At 72.0% G+C, this 23,363-nt stretch carries 18 protein-coding genes; 12 read left to right on the forward strand and 6 right to left on the reverse strand.

All coding sequences use genetic code 11. From position 1 onward, the window contains the following. Nucleotides 1–47: 47 nt before the first annotated feature. Nucleotides 48–1,103 (reverse strand): LacI family DNA-binding transcriptional regulator, encoded by a 1,056-nt coding sequence (locus ABIA35_RS20510; RefSeq protein WP_370335988.1) that lies wholly within the window; start codon nt 1,101–1,103, stop codon nt 48–50. 261 nt (nt 1,104–1,364) lie between these two features. Here ABIA35_RS20510 and ABIA35_RS20515 point away from each other — a divergent pair, with 261 nt between their 5' ends. From ABIA35_RS20515 to ABIA35_RS20530, 4 genes are all read left to right on the forward strand, one after another. Further along, complete coding sequence (locus ABIA35_RS20515) at nt 1,365–2,807, forward strand: extracellular solute-binding protein (RefSeq protein WP_370335990.1); 1,443 nt, start codon at nt 1,365–1,367, stop codon at nt 2,805–2,807. Nucleotides 2,808–2,896: 89 nt separating this feature from the next. Next, nucleotides 2,897–3,844: a carbohydrate ABC transporter permease gene (locus ABIA35_RS20520; protein ID WP_370335992.1), complete on the forward strand. Its 948-nt coding sequence runs from the start codon at nt 2,897–2,899 to the stop codon at nt 3,842–3,844. A gap of 112 nt (nt 3,845–3,956) precedes the next feature. Continuing rightward, on the forward strand, nt 3,957–4,793 hold the full coding sequence (locus ABIA35_RS20525) for a carbohydrate ABC transporter permease (RefSeq protein ID WP_370336489.1): 837 nt from the start codon (nt 3,957–3,959) through the stop codon (nt 4,791–4,793). 113 nt (nt 4,794–4,906) lie between these two features. After that, nucleotides 4,907–6,541, forward strand: coding sequence for a glycoside hydrolase family 13 protein (locus ABIA35_RS20530; protein WP_370335994.1), 1,635 nt, complete (start codon nt 4,907–4,909; stop codon nt 6,539–6,541). Here the strand turns inward: ABIA35_RS20530 and ABIA35_RS20535 are convergent. Beyond that, nucleotides 6,538–7,197 carry an ATP-binding protein gene (locus ABIA35_RS20535; protein ID WP_370358914.1) on the reverse strand — a complete coding sequence of 220 codons (660 nt, stop codon included), beginning with the start codon at nt 7,195–7,197 and terminating at the stop codon, nt 6,538–6,540. The genes ABIA35_RS20530 and ABIA35_RS20535 overlap by 4 nt on opposite strands. 233 nt (nt 7,198–7,430) lie before the next feature. Between ABIA35_RS20535 and ABIA35_RS20540 the strand changes: the two genes are divergently transcribed. The 3 genes from ABIA35_RS20540 (at nt 7,431) to ABIA35_RS20550 (ending at nt 9,158) form a co-directional block, all read left to right on the forward strand. Beyond that, nucleotides 7,431–8,390, forward strand: coding sequence for a helix-turn-helix domain-containing protein (locus tag ABIA35_RS20540; protein WP_370358915.1), 960 nt, complete (start codon nt 7,431–7,433; stop codon nt 8,388–8,390). Then, nucleotides 8,391–8,642 (forward strand): DUF397 domain-containing protein, encoded by a 252-nt coding sequence (locus ABIA35_RS20545; RefSeq protein WP_370335999.1) that lies wholly within the window; start codon nt 8,391–8,393, stop codon nt 8,640–8,642. It abuts the gene before it with no gap. Nucleotides 8,643–8,765: 123 nt separating this feature from the next. Then, complete coding sequence (locus ABIA35_RS20550) at nt 8,766–9,158, forward strand: ArsR/SmtB family transcription factor (RefSeq protein WP_370358916.1); 393 nt, start codon at nt 8,766–8,768, stop codon at nt 9,156–9,158. Nucleotides 9,159–9,216: 58 nt separating this feature from the next. Here ABIA35_RS20550 and ABIA35_RS20555 read toward each other — a convergent pair whose 3' ends face one another. Genes ABIA35_RS20555 through eccCa form a run of 3 tightly spaced genes read right to left on the reverse strand, consistent with a single transcriptional unit; the run spans nt 9,217 to nt 17,453 of the window. Then, entirely contained in the window at nt 9,217–12,096 is a 2,880-nt protein-coding gene (locus ABIA35_RS20555) for a protein kinase (RefSeq protein WP_370358917.1), read from the reverse strand. 42 nt (nt 12,097–12,138) lie between these two features. Continuing rightward, entirely contained in the window at nt 12,139–13,401 is a 1,263-nt protein-coding gene (locus tag ABIA35_RS20560) for a S8 family serine peptidase (protein ID WP_370358918.1), read from the reverse strand. Continuing rightward, nucleotides 13,398–17,453: a type VII secretion protein EccCa gene (eccCa, locus tag ABIA35_RS20565; RefSeq protein ID WP_370358919.1), complete on the reverse strand. Its 4,056-nt coding sequence runs from the start codon at nt 17,451–17,453 to the stop codon at nt 13,398–13,400. The genes ABIA35_RS20560 and eccCa overlap by 4 nt, the downstream gene beginning before the upstream one ends. Nucleotides 17,454–17,547: 94 nt before the next feature. Here eccCa and eccD point away from each other — a divergent pair, with 94 nt between their 5' ends. The 3 genes from eccD to ABIA35_RS20580 are packed head-to-tail and all read left to right on the forward strand — an operon-like array spanning nt 17,548 to nt 21,694. Beyond that, entirely contained in the window at nt 17,548–19,050 is a 1,503-nt protein-coding gene (gene eccD, locus ABIA35_RS20570; RefSeq protein ID WP_370358920.1) for a type VII secretion integral membrane protein EccD, read from the forward strand. A gap of 3 nt (nt 19,051–19,053) precedes the next feature. Continuing rightward, on the forward strand, nt 19,054–20,478 hold the full coding sequence (gene eccB / locus ABIA35_RS20575; RefSeq protein ID WP_370358922.1) for a type VII secretion protein EccB: 1,425 nt from the start codon (nt 19,054–19,056) through the stop codon (nt 20,476–20,478). A gap of 31 nt (nt 20,479–20,509) precedes the next feature. Next, nucleotides 20,510–21,694 (forward strand): hypothetical protein, encoded by a 1,185-nt coding sequence (locus ABIA35_RS20580; RefSeq protein WP_370336013.1) that lies wholly within the window; start codon nt 20,510–20,512, stop codon nt 21,692–21,694. A gap of 85 nt (nt 21,695–21,779) precedes the next feature. Here ABIA35_RS20580 and ABIA35_RS20585 read toward each other — a convergent pair whose 3' ends face one another. Next, entirely contained in the window at nt 21,780–22,478 is a 699-nt protein-coding gene (locus ABIA35_RS20585) for a winged helix-turn-helix domain-containing protein (protein ID WP_370336015.1), read from the reverse strand. Nucleotides 22,479–22,605: 127 nt separating this feature from the next. Between ABIA35_RS20585 and ABIA35_RS20590 the strand changes: the two genes are divergently transcribed. Together ABIA35_RS20590 and ABIA35_RS20595 are read left to right on the forward strand one after the other, a co-directional pair. Then, nucleotides 22,606–22,947: a WXG100 family type VII secretion target gene (locus ABIA35_RS20590; protein WP_370336016.1), complete on the forward strand. Its 342-nt coding sequence runs from the start codon at nt 22,606–22,608 to the stop codon at nt 22,945–22,947. Between the two features lie 82 nt (nt 22,948–23,029). After that, the gene (locus tag ABIA35_RS20595; RefSeq protein ID WP_370336018.1) at nt 23,030–23,317 is read left to right on the forward strand and encodes a WXG100 family type VII secretion target; all 288 of its coding nucleotides are present in this window, start codon (nt 23,030–23,032) and stop codon (nt 23,315–23,317) included. Nucleotides 23,318–23,363 lie beyond the last annotated feature (46 nt).

Genomic DNA, 23,363 nt, shown 5'->3' on the forward strand with positions numbered 1-23,363 from the left:
TCGACCAGTACTTGCCAACCAGTGCCACCGATCAGCCGACCGGCGTCCTACCCCTCCCCGCCCTCCGCCAACTCCTCCGCGTCGACCCCGGCCCCGCGCCCGACCGCGGACCCCGTGGACCCGCGCACCACCAGTTCCGGCTCGAACAGCAGCTCCTCGGCCGCCACGCGCGCGCCCTCGATCTGGTTCACCAGCAGGGTCACCGCGGCGCGGCCCAGGGCCTCGATCGGCTGGCGGACCGTGGTCAGCGGCGGGTCGGTGCAGTTCATGAACGCCGAGTCGTCGTAGCCGATCACCGAGACGTCGCGCGGTACCCGCAGGCCGGCGCGGCGGACCGCGCGGATGGCGCCCAGGGCCAGCGGGTCGCTCGCGCAGATGATGCCGGTCGCGCCGACGCGCAGCAGGCGCGAGGCCGCGGCCTGGCCGCCTTCGAGGGCGAACATCGCGTGCTCGATCAGGTTCTCCTCGACCGTGCGTCCGTACTTCTCGCATTGCGCGCGGTACTCCGCGAGCTTGCGTTGGGAGGGCACGTGGTCCTCCGGGCCCAGGACCAGGCCGATGCGTTCGTGCCCCAGCGAGGCCAGGTGCGCGTAGGCCTGTTCCACCGCGACCGCGTCGTCCGTCGACACCTGCGGCAGTTCCAGGTGCTCCACCGCCGCGTTGAACAGCACCACCGGGATGCCGCGTTCGCGCAGCAGGTGGTAGTGCTCGTGCGGGGCTTCGTCCTCGGCGAAGTGGCCGCCGGCGAAGACCACGCCCGAGACGTGCTGGTCCAACAGCATCGTCACGTAGTCCGACTCCGACAGGCCGCCGGCGGTGCGGGTGCACAGCACCGGCGTGAAGCCGCGCTGGGCCAGGGCCCCGCCGACCACCTCGGCCACCGCCGGGAAGATCGGGTTCTGCAGTTCGGGCAGCACCAGACCGATCAGGCGTACGCGCTCACCGCGCAACTGCGTGGGGCGTTCGTAGCCCAGGACGTCCAACGCGGTCAGAACCGCCGTCCGCGTGCTCTCCGACACCCCCGGCCGGCCGTTGAGTACCCGGCTGACGGTGGCCTCGCTGACCCCCACCTTCTGCGCCACCTCGGCGAGTCTGCTCGTCATATCGCAAGAGTAGAACGGAAGCCGGTAAGAACGCGATGGGTTCTCGCCAACTGGCGCAAGAAATTTCGAGCGGTCCGCAAGCAGGCGGTGACCCCGCTACCTGGCGTCAGACACCTGAGTGGATCATCCGTAACCTAGTCGTGTTCTTTCGATTTTTCATCAGACTCTTGCAGTCGACTGTTTACGGCTGTACCTTCTCGGCACGCCGATGACTGCGGCAAGGCACCTCCCCGATCCACCGAACGAAGGGGTGAAACACGCATGAAACACAACGCATCACGCATGATGGTCGCGCTCGTCACGGCGGCCGGTATAGCCATGGCGGGCGCCGCCTGCTCGTCCAGCCACAGCTCCAGCAAGGGCTCCACCGGTTCCACCAACTCCGCCGACGGTGTCGCCGACGGCAAGCCGCTGGACCCCAACGCCACGGTGACCATCACCATCGACGGCGCGCCGGGCGCGGACCAGGCGGCCAACAAGGCCTCGTACGCCGACGACCTGCAGGCGTTCAAGATCCTCTACCCGAACGTCACGGTGAACGCCAAGCCGTACGTGGGCCAGGTCGAGGACCCGGCGCAGTTCACGGCGAGCCTGAAGGCCAAGAACGAGACCGAGGCCTTCCACGCCTACTTCACGGACAAGAACCAGGTCCTGGACTCCGGCGACACGACGGACATCAGCGCCTACGTCAACGACCAGACCGTGCCGGGCTGGTCGCAGCTGCTGCCGGGCGTCAAGCAGAACCTGCAGGACAGCGGCAAGACCTACTCGCTGCCGATCAACTACTACACCGAGGGTCTGATCTACAACCGCGACCTGTTCACCAAGGCCGGTCTGGACCCGAACAAGCCGCCGACCACGTGGGACGAGGTCGAGGCGGACGCCGCCAAGATCTCCCAGCTCGGCGGCGGCGTGACCGGCTATGAGGACTACAGCGGCGGCAACACCGGCGGCTGGCACTTCGCCGGCGAGCTGGACAGCCTCGGCGGCCAGATGGTCAACTCCGACGGCACCAAGGCCGCCTTCAACAGCGACCAGGGCAAGCAGGTCCTGCAGCGCCTGCACGACATGCGCTTCAAGGACGGCGGCATCGGCGGGACGCCGGTGACGCAGTGGGCTGACGCCTTCCCGCCCATGGCCACCAGCAAGGTCGGCATGTTCCTGGGCGCTCCGGACGTGATCCAGCACCTGGTCGAGGTCCTGGGCGCGGACCCGAAGCTGTACGGCATGGGCCCGATCCCCGGCTCCACCGGGCCGGCGACCGGCACCCTGGCCGGCGGCGACCTGTACTACTTCAAGAAGGGTCTGACCCCGAACCAGATCAAGGCCGAGATCGCCTGGATCGACTTCGAGTACCTGACCCCGGGCAAGGGCCAGTTCGACTTCGCCCGCAGCAAGGCGCTGGCCACCTCCGACAAGCCGGTGGCGATCGGCATCCCGCAGAAGTTCTTCTGGAACCCGACCTCGCCGCAGATGCAGCAGGTGCAGTCGGACCTGAAGACCTCGGCGACCCTGCCGATCGACCAGTACGCCGACTTCGTCAACAACCCGATCGCGCCCGTCCTGGAACCCCCGGCGGCGCAGCAGCTCTACAAGGTCCTGGACACCGCGATGTCGGCGGCGATGACGGATGCGAACGCTGATCCAGCCAAGCTCCTGAGCACAGCCGAGTCGCAGGTCAACCAGATTCTGGCCAACCAGTAACGCCGCGTCCGCGGCAGGCGGCCGGTCCATGTTGAGGGACGCGGACCGGCCGCCCCACGCGGCCCGACCCACGGAAACGGAGTCGAACGATGGCCTACGCCTTGGCCACTGAGCGGCTGCACGACGGCACCGAACGCAGCGCCGGCAGATCGTCGTCCTGGAAGGCGCTTCGCCGCTCCGCCGGACGCAACCTGCGAGCGCACGCCTTCCTGTTCGGCGCACTGGTCTGCTTCGCGCTGTTCACCTGGTATCCGATGGTCCGCGAGATCATCATGTCCTTCCAGCGCGTGCACCGCGGCCAGACGACGTGGGTGGGCCTGGGCAACTACCGCCAGATCACCGCCGACCCCGAGTTCTGGCAGGCCTGGCGCAACACGGCGGAGTTCACGGCCCTGGCCCTGGTGTTCGGCTTCGCCGCACCGTTCTGCGCGGCCATCATCGTCAACGAGTTCCGCCACGCGCAGGGCTACCTGCGGATCCTGGTCTACCTGCCGGTGATGCTGCCGCCGGTGGCCGGGATCCTGCTGTTCAAGTACTTCATGGACCCCGGGTTCGGCCTGTTCAACCAGGCACTGCACTTCCTGCATCTGCCCCGGTCCCAGTGGCTGGCGTCCAAGTCCTCCTCGATGCCGTCCATCGTGGTGGTCTCGACCTGGAGCAACATGGGCACCGCGACGCTGGTGTACCTGGCGGCGCTGCAAGGGATTCCGGGCGACCTGTACGAAGCGGCCGAACTGGACGGATGCAACGTCTTGCAGCGGATCCGGCACGTCACCATCCCGCAAACCCGGCTGATCCTGTCGCTGATGGCGATGCTGCAGGTCGTCGCGACGATGCAGATGTTCACCGAGGCCTTCGTACTGACCGGCGGTGGACCGGAGGGATCCACCACCACCGTCGTCTACCTGCTCTACAACTACGCGTTCAGTTACAACAAGTTCAACACCGCTGCCGCGCTCGGCGTGATCATGCTGCTGGTGCTGGCGTGCTTCTCCGCGATCTACATCGTGCTGGAACGACGCGGAAGCGAGGACTGAGAACATGCCCCAGGCGAGATTCATCCGGGCCCTGGATACCCGGAATCGTTTCCACGCCCAGCGGATCAAGGCCCCGGAGACCTATCACCGGACCCTGATATCGCGCACCCAGATGAACACGGTGCGAGGCAAGCGCCTGTACTGGACCGCGCTGACCGTGGCCCTGGTACTGGCCACCGTGGTGTTCATCGGACCGCTGTTCTGGATGGCCACCGGCGGGTTCAAGACCTCCCAGGAACTGGTCCGCAACCCCCCGGTCCTGCTGCCCTCGCACCCCTCGACCCACGCCTTCAACCTGGCCTGGAACCGGCTGGGGATGGCGCAGCTGCTGTGGAACACGATCGTGTACGCCGGCGGGGCGCTGGCGTTCCAGCTCATCTTCTGCGTGGCCGCCGCGTACTCGCTGTCCAAGCTCCGGCCGATCTTCGGCAACTGGATCCTGGGGCTGATGCTGGCCTCGATGATGATCCCGGCCGCGGCGCTGGTCATCCCGCAGTACCTGACGGTGCTGGACCTGCCCTTCGTGCACTGGAATCTGCAGAACACACCGTGGGTGATCTGGCTGCCGACCGTGGCCAACGCCTTCAACGTGTTCCTGCTCAAGCGGTTCTTCGACTCCATCCCGAACGACCTGCTGGACGCGGCCTCGGTGGACGGCGCGGGCCCGCTGCGCACGCTGTGGCGCATCGTGCTGCCGATGTCCCGGCCGATCCTCGGGGTGGTCTCGATCTTCGCGGTGGTCGCGGTCTGGAAGGACTTCCTGTGGCCGCTGATCACCGTGCCGGCGCACGAGACGCTGAACGTCGGCGTCAACACGGCGGCCACCTCCATGCCGGACAACGCACTGATCGGCGGGCTGTTCCTGGCCTCGCTCCCGACCATCGTGCTGTTCCTGTTCTTCCAACGGAACATCATGTCCGGCCTGACGGCCGGCGCCGTCAAGGGCTGACAGGGCCCTGATCCCGTCGGACGGCCGACCGCCGTCCGACGGCTCCCCCTGTCCCTTTCACCGTCGGCTGTCCCGCCGTCGCTTCTGCTTCGAGTACAGAGAGCAGGTTCCCGGTGTCCGCGCATACTTCCCAAGCGCCTTGGTGGCGCTCGGCCGCCATCTACCAGATCTACCCGCGCAGCTTCGCCGACGGGTCCGGCGACGGCATGGGCGACCTGGCCGGCGTCCGCGCCCGGCTGCCGTACCTGGCCGAGCTCGGCGTGGACGCGGTGTGGTTCAACCCCTGGTACCTGTCCCCGCAGGCCGACGGCGGCTACGACGTCACCGACTACCGGGTGATCGACCCGCTGTTCGGGACCGTGGACGACGCCGAGGCGCTCATCGCCGAGGCGCACGAACTGGGCATCCGCGTGGTCGTGGACATCGTGCCGAACCACACCTCCTCGGCGAACCCCTGGTTCCAGGCCGCGCTCAAGGCCGGTCCGGGCTCGCCGGAGCGCGAGCGCTTCTGGTTCCGGCCCGGCCGGGGCCAGGACGGCGAACTGCCGCCGACCAACTGGCAGGGCATGTTCGGCGGCCAGACCTGGACCCAGGTCGTCGAGCCGGACGGCGAGCCCGGCGAGTGGTACCTGCACCTGTTCGACCCGGCGCAGCCGGACTTCAACTGGCAGCACCCCGATGTGCCGGCGGAGTTCCAGGACGTGCTGCGGTTCTGGTTCGACCGGGGAGCCGACGGCTTCCGCATAGACTCGGCAGCGCTGCTGGTCAAGGACCCGGCGCTGCCGGACCAGATCGGCGAGGACGACTCGGCGTTCGTCGACCGCGAGGACGTGCACGCCATCTACCGCTCCTGGCGCGAGGTCTCGGACTCCTACCAGGGCGACAGGGTCCTGATCGGCGAGATCTGGCTGCCGGACGCCGCGCGGCTGGCCCGCTACCTCGGCCCGGACGAGATGCACACCGTCTTCAACTTCCCCTACCTGGGCTGCGCCTGGGAGGCGGACAAGCTCCGCGAGGTCATCGACGAGACGCTGAGCCTGCACACCCCGGTCGGCGCCCCGCCGACCTGGGTGCTGTCCAACCACGACGTGGACCGCGTGGTGACCCGCTACGGCCGCGAGGACACCTCGTTCGCGATCTACGCCCGGCAGCTGGGCCGGCCGGTGGACCTGGAGCTGGGGACGCGGCGGGCCCGCGCCTCGGCGCTGCTGACCCAGGCGCTGCCCGGCTCGGTGTACATCTACCAGGGCGAGGAACTGGGGCTGTGGGAGGTCGAGGACATCCCCGACGACCTGCGCCAGGACCCGATGTGGGAGCGCAAGGGCCGCAACCCGGCCGACCCGGGCCGGGACGGCTGCCGGGTGCCGCTGCCGTGGTCCGGGAGCCAGGCGCCGTTCGGCTTCAGCCCGGAGGGTTCCAAGGCCGAGCCCTGGCTGCCGCAGCCGGAGTCCTGGAAGGACTACACGGCCGAGGGGCAGCTGGCCGATCCGACCTCGATGCTGACGCTCTACAGCACGGCTCTGCGGCTGCGCCGGGAGACCGAGGGCCTGGGCGACGGACCGTTCGCCTGGCTGGAGGCGGCCGACGGCGTGCTCGCCTTCGAGCGCGGCCCCGGCTTCGTGTGCGCGGTCAACTTCGGCCCGCGACCGTCGGACCAGCCGGTCGCGGGCCGAGTGCTGCTGGCCAGCGGGCCTTTGACGGAGGACGGCCGGATCCCGGCCGACACCGCCGTCTGGATCGCCCGCTAGGCCGTCCCCCCGTCCTCGCCGCCGGCGGACCCTCCCGCGGGACCGCCGGCGGAGCTGTGCGCGAGCCCGGTTCCGGATGCCGATCCGGAGCCGGGCTCTGGTGTCTGCCTTTCGGGTTCTGATGCCGGTTCTGATGCCGGTCCTGATGCCGGTCCTGATGCCGGCGAGTGTCCGGGTTCTGATGCCCCCGGCCAACCGGACCGCGGTCCGACCGGACCCGCGCCGGACCGCGCCAGCGGACTTCTGCCGGACCCGGGCCGTTCGGCGTTCTGACGTCCGACCTCGAACGAGACGGTCTTGCCGGCCTCGCCGACGTCCACGCGGAACCGGTCCACGGTCATCTCGACCAGGTCCATTCCGCGTCCGCACACGTCCTCGCAGTCGGCGTGCCGGTACCGCGGCTCGCGGACCGAGCAGTCGGCGACCTCGCAGGTCACCGCGCCGGCGCGGATCCGCGCGCACACCGTCACCGGCCCCACGCCGTGCACCACGGCGTTGGTCGCGACCTCGCTGTAGGCCAGCACCACGCGATCGGCGTCCTCGCCGGCGCCCCAGGCCTGCTCGACGGCGGCGGCCAGCCAGCGCCGGGACAGGCTCACGTCCAGGGCCGAGCCCGGGAACGACCAGTACAAGGCAGTGTTCTGCGGTACTGCCACCCCGCTGCCGGCGCCTTGCTGGCCGGTTCGGCACACCGCCGGAGCGGGGTGGCGTAATTGCTGCATGAGGGCCTCACATCGTCGATGTCTGCGCGATTCGTCTCCCCCAGCGCGCACCCCACAATGAAATATCCCACCGCTCGCCGGGCCGCCGCAGGGGAATCCTCGAAATCGCCGAGGCCGGGTCGGGCACAATGGCTCGCATCGCAAAAGCGAACCGCAGGGGGTTGGCGATGACATCCGCAGAAGTCCCCGGACCCGCCACCGGGACCGCGCCGGACGGCGGGCCGGACGAACCCGCCGGCGCGGTCGAGCGCGCGGCCCGGGTCCCGTCCGGGCCCTCGGCGCCGCCGATCCGCCGCCGCCGGCTCGGCGCGGCGCTGCGCCGGCTCCGGCTCGGTGCCGGACTGACGCTGCAGGGCGCGGCCGAGCGGCTGGAGATCTCCGACTCGACCCTGTCCCGGCTGGAGAACGGCCAGGGCCGGCTGCGGCGCATCGACGTGGCGGCGGCGCTGGACGTGTACGGCGTCCAGGACGATGACCTGCGCACGACGCTGCTGAACCTGACCGGCCAGATCAGGGACAAGGGCTGGTGGCAGTACTACCGGCGGGCCATCCCGGAGCCGTACGCGGACTACATCAGCGTGGAGGCCGCGGCGACGTCGATCGACGCGCACACCGTGCAACTCGTCCACGGCCTGCTGCAGACCGAGGCCTACACCCGGGCGCTGGCCGAGGCCTGGCGGATCCGGGCTGAACCGCTCGATGTGGACGCCCTGGTCGCGGTCCGCCGCGCCCGGCAGCGCATGCTCGGCGGCGCCGAACCGCTGCGGCTGCGGCTGGTGATGCACGAAGGGGCGCTGCGCCAGAGCGTCGGAGGACCCGAGGTCATGCGGGGTCAGATCGAACGCGTCATCGAGGAATCACGCCGGCCGAATATCGTCATCCAGATCATCACCCATTCAGCAGGGGCATATTCCGGTCTTGACGAGCCGTTCGCGATTGTAGGCTTTGGTAATCCTCTGGAACACGACGTGGTATGCCTGGACAACCTGACACGGACGCATTTCCTGGAGACCTTCGACGAGGTGCGCAATTACGCGTCGGTGTTCGACCAGCTGCGTGCCGCGGCACTTTCCCCCGAACGGTCGGCGCTCTGGCTGGCCGACCTGCTGACGAAGATGGAGAGCTAGTTGAGCACCAGCACAACACCGCACCAAGGCACCGACGACGCCGGGCACCCGGACCTGGCGAGCGCCGCCTGGCGCAAGAGCAGCCTCAGCAACGGCGCCACCAACTGTGTCGAGGTGGCCATGCTGGCGGACGGCTCGGTCGGCGTGCGGCACTCGCGCCGTCCCGACGGCGAGGTGATCGTGTACTCGGCATCCGAGTGGGCGGCCTTCGTCGCCGGCGTGAAGGCCGAGGAGTTCGAACCGGTCGGCTGAGCGCCGGCCAGGGTCCCGTTCCATGTGGCGCGGGGCCCGCCCCACCAGGCCGGGCAACCGGTGCGAAGCGCCGTGCGAACCGGCGGGCCACCGGCCGTCCGCGCAGGTGAGAGGATGGCCCCCATGGCCCACCCAGGCGAGCATCCCGACTCCCCCGCCGATCCCCCGGGCCACCACCCGGACCACGCCGACGCCGCCGACCGCACCCTGCCGGACCCGGTCGTGGACACCGCGGTCGGCTTCCTGGACCTGCTGGCCGAACCCAGCCGCCTGCGCCTGCTGTGGGCCCTGCGCGACGGCGAACTCGGCGTCGGCGCCCTGGCCGAGACCGCCGGCTGCACGCCCACCGCCGCCAGCCAGCATCTGGCCAAACTCCGCCTCGGCGGCCTGGTCGAGCAGCGCGCCGAGGGACGGGCCCGGCTCTACCGTCTGCGCGGCAGCCACATCAAGCGGCTGGTCGAGGAGGTCGTGGGGCATGCGGAGCACGCGGTGCGCGGCATCCCCTACGACCTGTGAGTCGCTGTGAGCCGCCGCAGCTCAGGGCTTGCTCAAGGCTCAGGACTTACTCAAAACCTCAGGGCAGGAACCACTCCTGCGCCTTGTCCCCGGCCACACAGGGCTTCAGCGCCAACGTGTTGGTCTGGCCGCTGTCGGTCAGACACTGCCCGGCAGCCCCCTGGCTGTTGATGTAGAAGGCACCGCTCGGCGTACTCGAGTCCTGCGACAGCCACCACATCTGGAACACCGACCCGCAGGAGCAGTGCGACAAGGTGACCTTGCCACCGGTCGCGTCGATCAGCTGGCTGGTGTTCAACCCGTCGCCGAACTCGTACACCGCCTGCCCGTTCGACGTCAGCGCGGTCGCCTGGAAGCTCTGCCCGGCCCGCCCCGCCTGCGGCTCGACGGTCAGCGAGGAACCGTCGGCGAACAGGGGCGACCCGGAGGAGTTGCCGAAGACGTCGATGGCATCGCCGTCGCCGACGTTGGTGATGTACCCGGACTTGTGCGGCACGGCCGGCGAGGACGGAGTCGTCGGCGGCGGGACCGCGGCCGAGGACGTGGCCGAAACCGGAGGCCGCGACGTCAACGCCGAACCGGAACTACTCGTCGGCACCGGCTTGCCCCCGACACTGGCCGGCGGCGCCGCAGAAGTCGCCACGGGCTTGCCGTGCACACTCGACGCCGAGGTCACAACGATCGTCGAGGTCTCAGAGACCACCGACGTGACACTCACATCAGAAGTGGAGACCCCGCCCGAAGCACTCGTCGCACTCGCCACACCCACCGGCGCACCACTCGCAGCCGAGGCATGCGAACCACCATGCGCGAGCGGATACGCCACAGCGATAGCCACCACGGCGGCGACCCCCACAGCGGCCAGAACGATCGCCCGCCGCCGACCCGGCCCGGCCTCCCGAGGCCCGGAAGCCTCCTCGGCACCGGCCGGACCGACGATGGTGAAGGAGCCCGGCCCGCCGGAACGGTCGGAATCACCGGAGTCGCCGGAGCCGCCGGACTCGGGCACGACACCGACGGTGAACGAATCCTGCGGAACGACGCGGCCGGCCGGGGCCTCTTCGACCGGATCCAGGTCGACGCCCGCGTTGAAGGAGTTCAGGGGCATGGCATGGCCGGCGGCGATGCGCGGGGGCAGGTCCGGGTCAGGGTCCGGGGCGGGGGCGGGGGTCGGGTCCGGCTCGGCTTCCGAGTCCGGTTCAAGCTCCGGCTCGGGTTCTGATTCGGGTTCCGGGGCGGCGCCGGCATCGAGGGCTTCGCCGGGCGCGCTGGAGTCGGTCGGCTCTGCGGCAATCGCATGCTGATCGCTCGGCTCGGTGGCAATCGCCTGCTGCTCAGTCGGCTCTGCGGCGGCTGCCTGCTGGCCGGTCAGCTCTACGGCGGCTGCCTGCTGGCCGGTCAGCTCTACGGCGGCTGCCTGCTGGCCGGTCGGCTCTGCGTCCGCTGCCTGTCGGCCGGTCGACTCCGGCTCGCCGATTGTGCGGGCCTCCTGCTGCTCCTTCTGCCCCTGCTGCTCCGCCGCATTCCGCTTGCGCCACCGAGCACCAAATCCAGCTCGCGCAGGCTTGCCGACCTCGGTTGCAGGCGCGCTCTGCTGAGCAGGCAGACCTTCGGCGTCCCGATCCACACCGGCCATGAACGAGTCCTGCGGCACCACCCGCCCGGCCCCGGCACGTTCCTCAGCCTTCGACTCCGGCTCGGCCGGCGCTTCGACGTCAGCCGTCGTCTCGCCAGAGGGCAGCGGCTCAGTCCCGTCCGCCGGTCCGCGCACCGTGAACGAGGCCCAGTCCGTCCCCTCCGCCTGCGGCCGTATCGCGTACGAAGCCCACGCCGGCGAACCCTCAGCGCCGATGCCGATGCCGGCCCCGGTCCCGGCCTTCGCCGCGCCGCCATCACCAGTGCCACTAGCAGCGCCAGCAGCACCTGGCACCTCGCCGTCGGCCTCCGCGTCCCCCGCGGCCTCCGCCTCCGCCGCGTCGTCCCGAGGCACCACCGTGAACGACAGGAAGTCCCCGTCCCCCCGCGCCGCCTCCGCGATCGCCGCGGCGGCCTCCACTGCCGCGACGTCCACGCCGGTCTGGAAGCTGTCCTGCGGTGTGCCGATCCGCGTGAGGCTCTCGCTGCGCGCTGCCAGGCGGCGGGCGGTCTCGGCCATTTCGCGGGCGCTCGCGAAGCGTTCCGCGGGGTCCTTCGCCAGGGCTCGCATCACCAGGTCGCGTACTGGTGCCGACACGGTGTCGGGCAGTGGGGGGACCGGTTCTTGGAGGTGCTTCATCATGATGCCGAGAGGGGTGCCGCCGTCGAAGGGCGGGGAGCCGGTCAGGCATTCGTAGGCGATCACGCCGACCGCGTACTGGTCCGCCGCCGCTGTGACCGCTGTGTGGCGGGCCTGTTCGGGGGCTGCGTAGACGGCGGTGCCGAGGACCACGTCGGCCGCGGTGAGGCGGCGGGCGTCGGCGGTGCGGGCGACGCCGAAGTCGGTCACGACCACACTGCCGCCGCGGAGCATCAGGTTGGCCGGTTTCACGTCGCGGTGGACGATTCCGCGGTCGTGCGCCGCCTGGAGGGCCTCCAGGGTCTGGGCGACGATGGTCAGGGTGGTGGCCTCGGACAGCGGGGCGCTCTCGTCCAGCAGGTCCGACAGCGGGCGGCCGGCGATGAGCTCCATCACCAGGAAGGCCGTGCGCGGGTCGTCGGCCTCGCCGTAGTCGAAGACCGAGACGATGCCGGGGTGGCTCAGCGCGGCCAGGACCCGGGCCTCGGTGTGGAAGCGCGCGGCGAAGCCGGCGTCGTCGAGCAGCGCCGGCAGCAGGATCTTGACCGCCACCTCGCGGCCGAGCACCGTGTCCAGAGCCCGCCAGACGTCGCCCATCGAGCCGCCGCCGATCCGCTGGCGCAGCTGGTACCGGCCGGCCAGGACGGTTCCCTCACCCCACATAAAAGCCGTACCCCAAGAGAATCGTGTCGGTCGGGACTCAGATCAGAGTTTTCCAGCAGGGACCGGCGGCTGCATGACACGCCTTCGGCGCCGAGCCAACCACGCAGCCCCGGCGACTCCCCCGGCGGACAGTATCCCGCCTCCGCCAACAGCCAAAGCCCGCCCGGTGAAATCCCTCTGTGCCGGTGCCGCTGCGAACGAGAGCGGAGCTGGAGAAGCAGGAGGCGGAGTCGTTGCCGGCGCCGGTGTTGAGACGGAAGTCACTGCCGCGTAGGGGTCGACGATGCCCCATCCGTAGAACGCATCCGGCGCCCCGGCGGCCATCCGGTCGGCGGTCGCGTACAGCCGCTGCCGTACCTGCGCGGCGGTCAGCGACGGGTAGCGGCTCCAGACCAGAGCGGCGGTGGCGGTGACGTAAGGCGCTGCGAACGACGTCCCCAGCCCCGAGGCCAGCGTCCCGTTGTCGGCCGGTCCGACGCCGAGCAGCGGAGCGTCCGCCGACCCGCCCGGAGCGGCCAGGCCGATGTACGCGCCGTGCTCGGAGTACGTCGCCACCGCCCGGTCCGTCCCGACCGCCGCGACCGCGATCACCCCCGGATACGCGGCCGGGTACTGCGGCGGGTCGCCATCCTGCTGCGCCCCGAGGTTCCCGGCCGCCGCGACGATCAGCACCCCCGCGGCCTGCGCGTCGCGCACCGCCGCGGCCAGATCGGGCGAGTCCGTGGAACTCCCCGCCGACACGTTGACGATCTTCGCGCCCCGCGCCACCGCCTCCCGGATCCCCTGGGCGATCGGCGCGTCCTCGCTCTCACAGGTCTTGTAGGTCCGGATCGACAGCAGACTGACCACCGAAGGCGCCAGCCCCACCACCCCGGACCCGGCCCGGGCCCGCGCGGCGATGATCCCGGCGACCATGGTCCCGTGCCCGAGCGCGTCGGCGGTCGGCGGATAGGTCTTGGGATCGACGAGCGAGACGCTGTCCGCGACATCGACGGCTCCGGCCAGCTGCGGCGCCGCCACATCGATCCCGGAGTCGACGACCGCGACCTTGACGCGGGTGCCGGATCCGGTGAACGGCGCCAGATCGCCGAAGCGCAAGGAGGTCTGGGCCCATGGCACCTGCGCGGTCACCGGCACCGCCTGCACCGAGGGCTGGCAGTCGTCGGCCGCGGCTGACGGCAGGCCGCCGACCGGCGCGGCCAAAAGCCCTGCGACGAGCACCGCCACCAGGCCACCGGCGGACGCCGCCCGCGCCGGCCCGCCGGAGCGCGCCCCGATCGATACGCCGTTCCCCACCCGTCTCACGCCACGTCCTCGCCGGCCCAAGCCGTCTGCAGCACCATCGTCCCGGTCCGCCGACTGACCAACTGCGCCCGCCCCGCCGGCAGCCGCATCGGCCGCGCGTCGCCGAGGAACACGCCCTCGTCCTTGCTGCACGACAGCAGCAGTCCCGGCGTGCTCAGCTCCCACAGCCGCCGCAGCACCGGGTCGTTCATGCCCCGGGCCGCGCCGGCCGTGGAGCGGGCCAGCACCAGGTGCAGGCCGATCTCCGCGGACTGCGGCAGCAGTTCCAGCAGCGGGGCCAGCGGCGTGCCGCGGCTGCCGATCATCAAGTCGTAGTCGTCCACCACCACGTACAGCTCCGGGCCGCTCCACCAGTCCCGCAGCCGCAGCCGCGCCGGCTCGACGTCCGGGCCCGGCACGCGTTGCAGCAGGACCGGCGTGATCTCCTTCAGCAGGTCCTCCAGCGCGCTCGCGGTCACCGCGTAGCCGAGCTGCTTCGACGGCGGCACCGCGTCGTGCAGGCGGCGGCGGGTGTCCGCCAGCAGGACCCTGACCTCCTTCGCCTCGGCGCGCTCGGTCACGGCCTTGGCGACCAGCCGCAGCAGGTTCGTCTTCCCGCTCTCGTTCTCGCCGAACACCATCAGGTGCGGCGTGGCGGCGAACTCGTGCAGCACCGGCTGCAGCCGCGTCTCGTCCCAGCCCAGCGCCACCGCCGAGCGGGAGTCCGGCTGCGCCAGCCGCGCGGCGGGCAGCAGGGTCGGCAGCATCCGCACCGGCGGCGCGGCCTGTCCGGGGTGGGCCTTGGTGACGTACCGCACCAGGTCGCGCGTGCCCTCGCCGAGGGTCGCGGCGTCCGGATCGCCGTCGATGCGCGGCAGCGCGGTCAGGAAGTGCAGGCGCCCGCTGGTCAGGCCGCGGCCCGGCACCGCCGGCACCTCCTTGGCCAGCGCGGCGTTCACCTCCGAGTCGATCGGGTCGCCCAGGCGCAGCTCCAGCCGGGTCCCGATGAGGTCGCGCAGCCAGGGCCGCACCTCGGTCCAGCGCGCCGCGGTGATCACCAGGTGCACGCCGAAGCCGAGCCCGCGCGCGGCGATGTCCTGGATGGAGGGTTCCAGCCGTTCGTAGTCCTGGTGGAAGGTGAACCAGCCGTCGATGACCAGAAAGACATCGCCGAACGGGTCGTCCGGGAACTCCCCGGAACGCCGGCGCCGCCGGTACTCCGCCATCGACCCGATCCCCCGCGCGGCGAACGCCTGCTCGCGCTCGGCCAGCAGCATCGAGACCTCGGCGACGGTCCGCGTCACCTTCTCCCCGTCCAGCCGGCCGGCGACCCCGCCGACCTGCGGCAGGTCCGACAGCCCGGTGAGCCCGCCGCCGCCGAAGTCCAGGCAGTAGAACTGCGCGTCGCGCGGGGTGTAGCGCAGGCTCAGGGAGCTGATCAGGGTCCGCAGCATCGTCGACTTGCCGGACAGCGGCGCCCCGACCACCGCGACGTGGCCCGCCGCCCCGGCCAGGTCCGCGACCAGCGGATCGTGCCGCTGCTCGAAGGGCCGGTCGGTGACGCCGAGCACGGCCAGCAGGGTGTCGTCGGGCCCGTTCACGCCGCGCGCGGGACCGGCCGCGCCGGACAGCGCCAGCGAGCCGTAGTTCGTCGCCCGCGGGTCAGGGTTCGGCAGCCCGCCGGTCAGCGCCGCGACCGCCTCCGGCAGCAGCGCGTCCAGGGTCGGCGGCGTGGACAGCGGCGGCAGCCAGATGCGGTGCGCCGGCCGGCCCTGCCCCTGCATCCGGCCGGCCAGGACCTGAAGCGTGGTCTCGGAAACCGGGGGGCTGGTGAACTCCTCCTCGGCCTCGGCCTCCGCCGCCTCGGCCTGCGGGGCGACCCGCGGCGCCAGGTACGACGAGCGATACCGGATCACGTGGTAGCGCCCCGAGTCCTCGGTCTCCTCGCCGGCCTTCGGCGGGACGTACGGCGCCGAGACGTACCCCGCGCGGAACCGGATCAGCGGATCGGTCCCGCAGCGCAGGAAGCCGTGCCCCGGCGTCGACGGCAGGTCGTAGGCGTCGCCGACGCCGAGCACCGCCCGGGACTCGGCCACCGAGAACGTCCGCAGACCGACGCGGTAGGACAGGTGGCCCTCCAGCGCGTGGATGCGGCCCTCGTCAAGCCTCTGCGACGCCAGCAGCAGGTGCACGCCGAGCGAGCGCCCCAGCCGGCCGATCATCACGAACAGCTCCAGGAACTCCGAGTGCGCCGCGAGCAGTTCGCTGAACTCGTCGACGACCAGGAACAGCGACGGCAGCGGCGCCAGCGGCACCCCGGAGTTGCGGGCCGCCTCGTAATCGCGCAGCGAGGCGTAGTTCCCGGCGGCGCGCAGCAGCTCCTGCCGCCGCACCATCTCCCCGTGCAGCGCCGTGTACATGCGCTTCACCAGCGGCAGCTCGTCGGCCAGGTTGGTGATGACGGCCGAGGTGTGCGGCAGCTTGTCCAGCCCGAGGAACGTCGCGCCGCCCTTGAAGTCGACCAGGACGAAGTTCAGGATCTCGGGGTCGTTGCGGACCGCCATCGCCAGCACCAGGGTGCGCAGCAGCTCGCTCTTGCCGGAGCCGGTGGCGCCGATGATCATGCCGTGCGGACCGGTGCCGCCCTGCGCGGCCTCCTTGATGTCCAGCTCGGCGGGCAGCCCCTGCTCGGTCAGGCCGAGCGGGACCCGCAGCCGCTCCCGGTTCGGGCGCGGCTGCCAGGTCTGCGCCGGGTCCAGGCCGCGCGCGTCGCGAATGCCGAGCAGGCCGGTGAAGGAGATGTCGCCGGTGCCGCGGCCGCCGGAATCCCCGGTGCCGCTCACCCGCAGCGGGGCCAGAATCCGCGCCACGGCCGAGGATTCCGCGGTGCTCAGCGTCGCCGCGCGTCCCAGCGGATTGACGTCCTCGCTACCGGCCCGGTCCGAGGTCACGGCGGCCAGCACGGCGTCGGCGCCCTCGCGGGTCGCGCGCAGCCGCAGCGTCGCCACTGGGGCGTCCGGCCCGACGGCCGCGCCGGTCAGATCCAACAGCACGGCGTTGCGGTACCCGCTGCGCAGCGCGCGGTGGTCGGCCGGCAGCTCGCCGCCGTCCAGCAGGATCACGGTGAACGGCTCGCGCGCGGTCGGCGCCGCCGCCGGATCATGCGGCCCGCGCTCGCGGAAGTCGCCCGGATCCAGCAGCCGCTCCAGGTCCGCGAAGCTGTCGCTGATCAGCCGCACCCGGCCGACCGCGTCGACCTCCGAGGCGTGCAGCGCGTGCGGCAGCCACTTGACCCACTCCCAGCGCTCGCGCGTGGTGTCGCCGCAGTGCACGGCGATCCGCAGGTCCTCGGGACTGTGCATGACCGCGAGCTGGGTCAGCAACGCACGCGCCACGGCCCGGGCCGCCGGTCCGTCGCCGTCGAAGGCCACCCGCGAGAACGCCCGCAGGTTCGCCGCGATCGGCAGGTCCGGGATGGTCTTGTAGGCCTGCAGGAACCGGCGCAGCGCGTTCGCCGACACCGGGTCCAGGTCCTCGATCGGCTTGGTCTGCGGCGGCGCCATCCTCACCGCCAGCGCCATCGGCCCGGTGGCCAGGCGCACCTCGGCGAAGTCCCGGTCGGCCGGGCCGCGCTCCCAGAGCCGGCCGCTCATCGCCACCGACCACAGCGCCGCCGGGTCCGGGTGCCGCCAGGTGAGGGCCTTGATCTGGGCGTCGATGTGCTTGCGGACCTGGCGCCGGTTCTGGTCCAGGTGCCGGAGGTAGTCACGGCGGTCCCCGGACAGCTTGGCCTTCTTGTCCCCGCCGCCGCGGCCAACCTGCATGCCTACCATGCCCAGGGAGGACACCGCCATCATGCCGCCGGCCAGATAGTTGGTGGGCTTCGCGCCCGGCTGCAGGAACATCATCGCCATGGCGCCGCTGCTGGCCGCCATCGGTACAGCCATCATCGCTTGTCCGAGGCCTCCGGACACCGGCTCCAGGATCGCCGGGGGTTCCTGGAAAGCGATCTCTCCTTGAGGGAACTGCGGGGCGGGGCGGCGCGGCACCGGCCGGAATTCTCGGATGCTCAACGTTAGCTCTGCTTCCCCTGGCGGCCTGGTCACACGACCCGCGATAGTCGAGCACTCGTCTGGACCAGTGCGCAAAGGAAAGAAGAGCGGGACGTTGAGCATCCGAGCCACGCTGCCAGAGGCCGACTTGTGTCGGCTCTCCATCGCGACCCCTGCCAACGTGCTGGAACTCGCGCTGCCCACCGCGGTCCCCCTGGCGGACTTCCTACCAGCAATCTTGAGCTTCGCCGGTCCCGAGCTGGCCGACGCCGGCCTGGCCCACGACGGCTGGGTGCTCCAGCGCGTCGGCGGCGCCCCGCTGCCGGCCGCCCGCACCCTGGCCGAGCTGCAGATCCTCGACGGCGAGACGCTCTACCTGCGGCCGCGCCGCGCCACCGCGCCGACCGCCGTCTTCGACGACGCCGTGGACGGCCTGGCGACCGCGGTGCGCGAACGCGAGGACCGGCTGCGCGAGGGTGCCGGCCGCTGGGCCGGACCGGTACTCGGCACGGTGGCGCTGGCCGCCGGGGCGGCGGGTGTGGCGGCCGGCTCCGGCCCGGTCGGGCAACGCGCCGGGATCGCCGGCGCGGTGGCCGTCCTGGTCCTGATCGCCTCGGCGGTCGCCGGCCGCGTGATGGCCGCGCGGCCGACCGCCACCGCGCTCGGCGTCGCCGCCGTCGGCTGGGCCGCGCTCGGCGGCTGGCTCGCGGCGGACACCTTCGCGCACTCGATGACGCACCCGGAATCGGCGTCCGCGCTGTGGGCCGGGGCGGCGGCGCTGCTGGCCTCCGCCGGCGCCGCCGCGGCGGTCGGCGGATCGGTCGACACCGCCGGGCACTTGGCGGCCGCGCCGCGCCGGTCGCAGACCGGGACCGCCGTCCTGGACGAGCCGGTGGCCGACGCCAGCGGCCTGGAACCCTTCGCCACCACGGCGGTCGTCGCGTTCGGCACGGTCGTGGCCGGGGCGCTCGGCGTCGGCCTGCACCACGCGCTGACCCAGACCACGGTGCTCTCGGCCGTGATCGGGCTCGCGTTCGTCCTCGCGGTACCCCGGCTCGCGTTCCGCCTTGCCGGACAACGGCTTCCGGCCTTGCCCGCCACGGCCGAGCGGATCCAGGTCGACCTGCCGGCCCGCGGCCAGGCGGACCTGTGGGCGACCTCGGCGCGCGTGGACCGGATCATGGCGGCCCTGCTGCTCGGCAGCGGACTGCTCGCGGTCGGCGGGGCGACTCCGGCCGCCGGGCACGGGGTGCTCGGCGCCCTGGCCGCCGCCGACCTGGGCGTGGCCTTCCTGTTGCGGGCCCGCGTGTTCGCCCGCACCGCTCTGAGGCTGCTGATGCAGAGCATCGGGATGCTCGTGCTGGCCGGCGCCGCCTGGCGCGCGTCCGCCATGGGGCACACCCACACCGGCACCGTCAGCGTCACCGCCGGGATCGCCGTCGCCACGCTGCTGATCGGGCTCATCGCGGCCTCGGTCGGGCCCCGGCAGGCCAGCGACGACCCGCCGTACGCGGCGCGCGCCGCCGACATCTGCGAGTACTTCGTGCTGATCGCGCTGGTACCGCTGGCGCTCGGGGTGCTCGGCGCCTTCGGCTGGGCGCGCGGACTGGCGGGCTGAGACGTGGCGACACGGCGGCAGGAACTGCAGGCCCACCGGTTCATGGTGCGGCGGCTGACCGCGGGGCTGGTCAGCGGCGACCCCGGCGCCGCGCAGCCCCCGGCGCAGCGGCTGAGGGCGGGGCTGTTCCTCGGGACGGCGGTCGGAGTGCTGGGCATCGGCGGGGCGGCCGTGGTCGGCCTGATCTCGCCGAAGACCGATGCCTCCTGGCGGGACGGCCAGTCGGTGGTGGTGGAACAGGGTTCTTACAACCAGTACCTCTACACCGACGGCGCGCTGCACCAGGTCCTCAATCAGGCCTCGGCGATGTTGGCGCTGCCGAAGTACGCGGTGCGCGCCGTCCCGGCCTCGGCGCTGAAGAACGTGCCGCGCGGCACCCCGGTGGGGATCATCGGCGCGCCCGCGGACGTGCCGGACCCCGCCGCGCTGATCGGCGGTCCGTGGACGGTGTGCTCCTCGGCCGGCCCCGACGGCAAGGCCCAGGTCTCCGCGGCGCTCGGCGTCGAGGTCACGGGCACCGATGTCGCCGACGGCCAGGCGCTGTACGTCGGCGTCGGCGACGCCCGGTACCTGGTCTGGGGCGGGCAGCGGCATCTGCTGAAGGCCCCGTTGGCGACGATGACGGCCTTCCAGATGACCGCGGCGCAGGCGACGGCGGTCGGCGCGGCCTGGCTCAACGCGGTGCCGGCCGGATCGGACATCGCGCCGCTGAGCGTCGGGGCCCGGACCGCCTCGGCCGGTCTGGGGACGGTCGGGGACCTGTACACCTACCAGGACGCCAGCGGCAGCTACGAGTACGTCGTCACGGCTCAGGGCCTGACGCCGGTGAGCCCGACGCAAGCCGCACTCCTGCGCGCCGGCGGTTCTCCGGCGCCGCGTCCGCTGGACCCGAACCGGCTCGTCGCGGCGAAACAGCAGAACCAGGTGACCGCCGCACTCTCCGGCGACCTGCCGGCCGCGCTGCCGACGCTCGCCGCAGGCTCCGGTTCGGGTCTGGGTCTGGGGCCGGGTCAGAACGGAGCCGCCGGCGGCGCGAACGCGGTGTGCCTTGAGGAGACGCCGGCTTCGGACCCGACGGCCGCGCCGGTCTACCGGCTCCGATCGGTCACCGCGTCGGCTGTCGATGCGGCCGGCGCCTGGAGCGCCACCGACGCCGCCGACAGCGGCGCCGGCCGCGCGGACCGCGTCCTGGTCCGGCCCGGCGCCGGCGCCCTGGCGACCTCGACGGCCGGCGGCGTGGCTCAACTCCTCAGCGCGGTCGGCGAACGCTTCCCGGTGGCCTCCAAGGACGACCTCGGCCGCCTCGGCTACGCGTCGGCCACCCCGGCGTCCGTCCCGGCCCCGATCCTCGACCTGTTCCCCGAAGGACCTGCGCTCGATGCGAACGACGCGCGGACACCTAGGCCCGCTACCGTGTCAGCGCCATGATCGCCCGACCGCCAGCGAGGAGGAAGCGCCGATGGCGTTTGACGAGGACGGAACCGAGCGCGAAACCGTTCCCCTGCCCGACGCGGAAGCCGCACACGACGATCTGAACTCCGAGGCCGGACTCGATGGCGATGTCGACAGCATCACCGTCACCAGCTCCCGAGCCGGCGGCGAGCCCGCCGGTGAGCCCGATGACGGACCCGGCGATGAGCCCAGAGACGAGCCCGCGGATGAGCTCGAAGACGAGGGCGAATCGGCAAGCCGGTGGCCGGATGCCGCACCCGCCGGCCGTTCCAAGGGCCTGATCGCCGCCGCGGTGGCCGGGGTGCTGGTGGTCGGCGGCGCCGTCGCGGCGACCGTCGGCGGCGGCTCGGGCAAGGGCGCCGACAAGTCGGCCGCCCCCACCGCCGGACTGGTCGGCCAGCAGGTGCCCAGCAGCGGCGACGGCGGCTACGCCAGCGGCGCGACCGGCGATTCGCCGTGGGTGTGGCAGACCGGGCAGCAGACGGCCAAGTACCCCGGCGCGACCACCGGGACCGGGACCGGGTCCTCGGCCGGCGCGCCGAAGCCGACCGGCGCAGGTTCCACGTCCGGTCCGGGCTCGCAGTCCTCGGGCCCGGGGTTGGCGCAGCGCAGCTCCTCCGCGCCCGGTGCCCCGCCCGCCCCGTCGTCGTCCGCAGGCGGACCCGCGACCCCGCCGGCGTCGGCGCCGCCGGCGACCTTCACGCTGGTGGCCGGCCCCGGCTGTCCGGGACTGGCCGGGAACGGCGGCTACAGCTCGGTCGGCTCCGGCGCCAGTTCCGGCTGGGGCAGCAACGGCAGCGGCGGATGGGGAAGCGACGGCTGCGACGGCTCGATGCAGTCGATGCCGATGACCGGCGACGCGACCAACGGCTCCAACCGCGCGGTCTGGTCTTTCGGCAGCGGCACCGCGCAGGCCGCGTCGTGCACCGTGAGCGTCTACGTGCCCTGGGACGGCAAGGCCACCGACACCGGCGGCACCGCGGCGGACTACCAGGTCGCCGAAGGCCCCTCCGACACCACGGTCGCCGACTACACCGTGAACCAGAACACGGCCCACGGAAAGTGGGTCACGCTGGGCACGGTCAACGTCGGCGGCGCCAGTGTGAAGCTGCGCCTGCTCGACCACGGCGTCGACTACCCGGCGGGCTGGCGCTACGGGATCTCGGCGGCCAGATTGCAGTGCACGGCCTGAGCTCCCTGAGCTCCCTGAACTCCCTGAGCTCCCTGAGCAATCCCGGCGGGGGCGGATCCGGCGAGTGGGGCACGCCGGCTCCGCCTCACGCCGCCGTCAGCCGGTGGAACGACTCCGGCGTCACCATGCGGTAGCCGACCCCGCGCACCGTGGAGATCATCCCGGGCAGGGCGATCTTCGCGCGCAGCGAGGCCACGTGCACCTCCAGCGAACGCTCCGCGCCCTCCCAGCCGGCCGGCCACAGCTGGGCCACCAGCTCCTCGCGCGGCACCGCGCGCCCGAGCTGCCGCAACAGCACGAGCAGCAGCTGGTACTCCTTGGGGCGCAGATCGATGCGGGTGCCGTGGACCGTGACCGCCCGGGAGTCCTCGACCACCACCAGCGGGCCGGCCGTGAGCCGGCGCGGCGGGCCGGCCGGCGCGACCGGGGCCGCCGGCTGCTCGCGGCCCGGCGCCACCGCCAGCCGCAGCCGGGCCGCCAGCTCCTGCAGGCCGAACGGCTGGACCGCGTAGTCGTCGATGCCCGCCTCGTGCCCGCGCAGCCAGGCCTGCAGGTCCACACGCTGCGTCACCGCGATGATCGGCGCCTGGGTACGGCGCCGCAGACGCCGCACGTATGCCAGGACCTCGTTGTCGACCACGCCGCAGTCCAGCAGCACCACATCAGCCGCGACCTGCGGATCGGCGTCCGCGTCGGTTTCGCGGACGTCGAACCCCAATATCCCCAGACCGCCGCTGATCGTGCGGCTGCGCCGCCGACCCAGACCGGTCACCAGAACTCTCATGAGTCCACTTTCGCGGGTGGCTCACCATTTGCTCAACATCTCACGGACCAGCCCTTGTTGGGTCTTGGCGGCGGCTGTTCAGATTTCAGTGACGACCGGCAGCAACGAACAGACACAGGAGCCCGCCATGGTGGACCCGACACTCCAGCACGAACACGAAGCGATGTCCCAGGCGGCCGGCGAGTTCTCGCGGGCCCTGGACGACCTGAACGGCTACGTCGCGCCGGTGCGCGCCGACCACGACGCCCTGCAGTGGCAGAGCGCGGCGGCCGACCGCTACCGCGAGCTGTTCGACCAGTGGCTGATCCAGTTCGGCGACATCTGCAAGGCCCTGGAGACCATGCGCGAGGTGCTGGGGGCCAGCGCCAAGGACTACGCCGACAACGAGGACTGGGCGGTCCAGGTGGTCAAGAGCATCGGCGGCCCGGACGACTACACCGCGGCCCAGAAGGCCCTGCTGGGCATGTGATCCCGCCCCCGGGCCGCCGCGCGGCGGGCCCGGATCGCACCCCGAATGCTCAGCGACCACACCGCACCGTAAGGAGACCGTAATGGCTTTCGTCGCCAACACCGACAACATGGCCCAGCTCGTCAGCACCCTGGGCGCCGCCAGCAAGAACATCGAGGACCGGCTGACCGCGCTGCAGGCCTACGGCGACCGGCTGAAGTCCACCTGGACCGGCCCCGCCGGCGACGCCTACGAGGCCCAGAAGCAGAACTGGGACCGCGCCGCGAACCAGATGAACGAGCTGCTGTCGCACTTCGGCCTGCACCTGAACAACATCACCGACGGCATCGTGACCACCGAGAACCGGGCCACCAAGCGCTGGCAGCTGTGACGCCGGCCACCCCCGCCAACCAGTCCGCGAGCTCGAGAGTAGGAGA

The organism is Catenulispora sp. MAP12-49 (genome assembly GCF_041262705.1).
Taxonomy (GTDB): Bacteria; Actinomycetota; Actinomycetes; order Streptomycetales; family Catenulisporaceae; genus Catenulispora.